Raw genomic sequence first — 4,434 nt, 5'->3', positions numbered from 1 at the left:
GCGACGTGCACACGTCGCGGCCGAGGCTGATCACGCGGGGCAGCACGGGTCCGGCGAACGTGTGAGGATCGCGGGGCCGGCCTGCGACGCGTGCGGGGCGCGGGGCCGGTCCCCAACGCGTGAGGATCGCGGGGCCTGCCTGCGACGCGTGCGGGGCGCGGGGCCGGTCCCCAACGCGTGAGGATCGCGGGGCTGGCCCGCAACGCATGAGGTCGCGGGTCGGCCCGCAACGCATGAGGGTCGTGGGGCTGGGCCCCAACGCATGAGGGTCGCGGGGCCGGTCCGCGACGCGTGAGGGCCGCCTCGGGGAACATCCCCGGAGCGGCCCTCCCGGACTGACTGTCCACTCAGGACGATTCAGGTGCCCTGGCACGTCGGCGACGGGGCCGCGTTTCCTCCCGTCGTGTTGACGACCAGCCCGAAGTTGGCCGTGCCGTCGGCCGCGACGCCGCCGTTCCAGTTGGCGTTGCGGACCGTGACCGCCGAGCCGGACTGGTTCAGCGTGCCGTTCCACACGCTGGCGATCGTCTGGCCCGCGGGCAGTGTCCAGCCCACCTGCCAGCTCGTGTACGCCCTCGTGCCGTGGTTCATCACCGTCACCGTGGCCTGGTAGCCGCCGCTCCAGGTGTTGGTGATCTCGTACATCGCCATGCAGGAACCCGCGGGCGTGGTCGGGGTCGTCGGTGTCGTCGGAGTCGTCGGCGTGGTGGGCGTCGTCGGTGTGGTCGGCGTGGTGGGCGTCGTCGTCTGGCCGGTGCCCGGGTCCTTCACGCCGGTGACCTCGCCGTGCCCGCCGTCGAAGGTGACGTCCGAGCAGCCGTAGAACGTTTCGGCGCTGTCCGAGCGCTTCCACACCGAGTAGACGATGTGCCGGCCCGACTTGTTCGTCGGCAGCGCGCCGCTCCACTTGTACTGTCCCTCGACCGTGCCCACCTGCCCGGTCACCGGCGGGTGGTCCACCGTCAGGAACGGCTGGTCCTCCAGCGAGTCCCAGGTGAGCGGCTGGTTCGGGTTCCAGCCGTCCTTCGTCACGTACGTGTAGAACCAGCCCGGGTGGGCGGCCCACGCGTTGTACGAGAAGTCGAACTGCGCACCGGCGGTGAGGTGGGTCAGCGGCCAGTTGCCGACCCCGTCGAAGCCCGCGTAGTTCGGGTTCCCGCCAGAGCACAGCTTCCCGTCGGGGATGAACCCGCGCGTGCGCCCGGCGCCGTCCGAGCGCAGCACCCCGAACCAGTTGTACAGCGAGTTGGCGCCGCTGACGCCGACCGCGGCCGCGCAGGCCGGGTTCTGCGGCTTGATCTCACCGGTCGAACTGAGCCCGTCCTGCCAGCACAGGAAGGTCCGGCTGCCCGGTTTCATCATGGCGCCGTGCGCCTCGGCCGTGCCGGTGCTCAGCAGGATGGCGGTCAGGCTCGCCAGCAGCACGGTGACGGCGGCGAGGATGGTACTTCGTCTCCTGGTCACGTCAGTCCCTTCATTGGGTTGCGTGCGTCGAAGACTGGGAGCGCTTCCAAGGTCAGGATACGCGGCGGCGGTCACTTCCGGAACAGCCCGCGATGGCCGGGGCGGGTGCCTTGGCCTACGTTGGCGGGGGCCGTCGAAGAGGGCGGGCCCGTGGAGAAAGGCAGAGAGTGGACAGTCCGTCTTCGGCCCCCGCCTGGGTGCGTGCCGAACCCGCCCGGCTGCTCGGATTCGCCCGCGGTGCGACGCACCCCGGTGGCGGGTTCGCCTGGCTCGACGACACCGGGCGGCCGGTGCTCGACCGGCCCGTCGAGACCTGGATCACCTGCCGGATGACGCACGTCTTCGCGCTCGCCTCGCTGCGGGGCGCGGACACCGGCGAGCAGGTCGCGCACGGCGTCGCGGCGCTGACCGGCCCGCTGCGGGACGCCGCGCACGGCGGCTGGTACGCCTCGACCGCCCTGGACGAAAAGCGGGCCTACGAGCACGCGTTCGTCGTGCTGGCGGCCGCGAGCGCGGCCGCCGCCGGGGCGGACGGCGCACGGCCGCTGCTGGCCGAGGCCCTTGAAATCGTCGAACGCCGGTTCTGGGAACCGGCGGCCGGGCTCGTCGCCGACGTCTGGGACCGCGGCTGGACGCGCCTGGAGGACTACCGCGGCGCCAACGCCAACATGCACACCGTGGAGGCCTTCCTCGCCGCCGCCGACGTCACCGGCGACGCGGTGTGGGCGACGCGCGCGCTGTCCATTGTGGAGCGTCTGATCCACGGCGAAGCCCGCGCGCACGGCTGGCTGCTCCCGGAGCACTACGACCCGGACTGGCGCGTCCGGCTGGAGTTCAACCGCGCCGAACCCGCCCACCCGTTCCGCCCGTTCGGCGCGACCATCGGCCACCTCTTCGAATGGGCGCGGCTGGCCGTCCACCTCGGACGGGCGCTCGGGGCCGCCGCGCCGGCGTGGCTGGTGCCCGACGCGGCCGCGCTGTTCGAGACGGGTGTCCGGTACGGCTGGGCGGTCGACGGGCGGCCGGGGTTCGTCTACACGACCGACTTCGCCGGGACCCCGGTGGTGCGCACCCGGCTGCACTGGGTGGTGACCGAGGCGATGGCCGCGGCGTGGACGCTGCACCAGGAGACCGGCGACCCGGCGTACCTCGCCCGCTTCGAGGAGTGGTGCGCACACGCCGAAACCTGCTTCGTCGACCGCGAACGGGGTTCGTGGCACCACGAACTGGACCCGGACAACCGTCCCGCCGCGACGGTGTGGGCCGGCAAACCGGACGTCTACCACGCCTACCAGGCGACGCTGCTGCCCGAACTGCCCCCGTCGGCGTCGTTCGCCGGCGCGCTCCTCGCGCGCGGATAGACTGCGTCCGCCGTCCTCTTCCGACAAGGAGAACCATGTCGCCTTTCGTCGCGGCCGAAGACCGGTACGCGGACATGCCGTACCGGCGGGCCGGGCGCAGCGGGCTGAAGCTGCCCGCCGTGTCGCTCGGCCTGTGGCACAACTTCGGGGACGACAAACCCCTCGACGTCCAGCGCGCGGTGCTGCGCCGGGCGTTCGACCTCGGGGTGACGCACTTCGACCTGGCCAACAACTACGGCCCGCCCCCCGGCTCGGCCGAGGCCAACTTCGGGCGCCACTTCGCCGCCGACTTCCGCCCGTACCGCGACGAGATCCTGGTGTCGTCCAAGGCGGGCTACCTGATGTGGGACGGCCCGTACGGCGAGTGGGGTTCCCGCAAGAACCTCCTGGCGAGCCTCGACCAGAGCCTGGCCCGCACCGGGCTGGACCATTTCGACATCTTCTATTCGCACCGCCCGGACCCGGACACGCCGATCGAGGAGACGATGGGCGCGCTCGACACCGCCGTCCGCTCGGGCAAGGCGCTGTACGCGGGCATCTCGAACTACTCGCCGGAGCAGACCGAGGCCGCGCTCGCCGCGTTGAAGGAGCTCGGGACGCCGCTGCTGATCCACCAGCCGCGGTATTCGATGCTGGACCGCTGGGTCGAAGACGGCCTGCTGGACACCCTCGACTCCCGTGGCGTCGGTTCGATCGCGTACTCGCCGCTGAGCCAGGGCCTGCTGACCGACCGCTACCTCGAGGGCATCCCGGCCGACTCCCGCGCGGCGGGCGCGAGCCCGTTCCTGACGAGCGACCGGCTCACCGAGGACACCCTGGCGACCATCCGCGCGCTGAACGACATCGCCAAGGGGCGGGGGCAGACGCTGGCGCAGCTGGCGATCGCCTGGGTGCTGCGCGGCGGCCGCGTCACGTCCGCGCTGATCGGGGCCAGCAGCGTCGCGCAGCTGGAGAACACGGTCGCGGCCACCGCGAACCTCGAGTTCACGGACGAGGAGCTGGCCGGGATCGAGCGCGCCCTCGGCCGGTAGCCGGCGGCGTCAGCAGCCGATCCGCGAGCTGCCCACCGCCACGTCGTCGAACCAGAGGGTGTCGGCGTCGCCGGCGTAGCTCTCCCAGCCGAGGCGCAGGTCGGTCAACGCCGGGTGCCAGGACTTGGCGAGCCACTGCTGGTCGATGTCCTGGGTCGGGACGCCGTCGACGACGAGGCCGGGCACCTCGGCCGAGTTCAGCCACGTCCGGAGCCGGCCCGCGGTGCCGTCGACCTCGAACTCGAAGCACGACCAGGTGCCGGTGGCCAAGGGGACGCTCTGGGCCACCCCGGCCGGGCTCTGCGCGGGCAGCGTCGCGTCGTCGGACTCGCGGTTCCACTGCAGGGCCCGGTTCTGGCCGCCGGCGCGCAGGTCGCGGCCGCCGTCCGCGGTGTCGCGCAGCGCCATGAACGCCACGTGCCCGGTGGGCAGCGCCGTCGTGTGCCGGACCCAGAACCGCCCGAAGAGCGGGCCGGTGCCGGTGAGGCCGGTGCCCAGGAAGGCGTGGTTGCAGTAGCCGCCCTGGCCGGTGACCTTGACCGAGCGGCTGCCCGAGTGCGCGACCGCGGTGTCGACGG

General features: G+C 72.6%; 3 protein-coding genes and 1 pseudogene. 2 read left to right on the top strand and 2 right to left on the bottom strand.

All coding sequences use genetic code 11. The features are described from left to right. Nucleotides 1-357: 357 nt before the first annotated feature. Nucleotides 358-1,464, bottom strand: coding sequence for a lytic polysaccharide monooxygenase (locus CCN39_RS47010; RefSeq protein ID WP_086853586.1), 1,107 nt, complete (start codon nucleotides 1,462-1,464; stop codon nucleotides 358-360). Nucleotides 1,465-1,631: 167 nt separating this feature from the next. On the opposite strand from CCN39_RS47010, the gene CCN39_RS47005 reads away from it, so the two are divergent. Further along, nucleotides 1,632-2,825 (top strand): AGE family epimerase/isomerase, encoded by a 1,194-nt coding sequence (locus tag CCN39_RS47005; protein WP_086853585.1) that lies wholly within the window; start codon nucleotides 1,632-1,634, stop codon nucleotides 2,823-2,825. Nucleotides 2,826-2,860: 35 nt separating this feature from the next. Then, nucleotides 2,861-3,856, top strand: coding sequence for an L-glyceraldehyde 3-phosphate reductase (gene mgrA / locus CCN39_RS47000; RefSeq protein ID WP_086853584.1), 996 nt, complete (start codon nucleotides 2,861-2,863; stop codon nucleotides 3,854-3,856). 9 nt (nucleotides 3,857-3,865) lie between these two features. On the opposite strand, the pseudogene CCN39_RS46995 reads toward mgrA, so the two are convergent. Then, nucleotides 3,866-4,434, bottom strand: a pseudogene (locus CCN39_RS46995) (cellulose-binding protein); the annotation flags it as partial.

The sequence above is a fragment of the Amycolatopsis kentuckyensis genome (genome assembly GCF_002155975.1).
GTDB classification, from domain to species: domain Bacteria; phylum Actinomycetota; class Actinomycetes; order Mycobacteriales; family Pseudonocardiaceae; genus Amycolatopsis; species Amycolatopsis kentuckyensis.
Note: the sequence above shows the minus strand (reverse complement) of the source record. Positions and strands in the feature narration are given on the sequence as shown.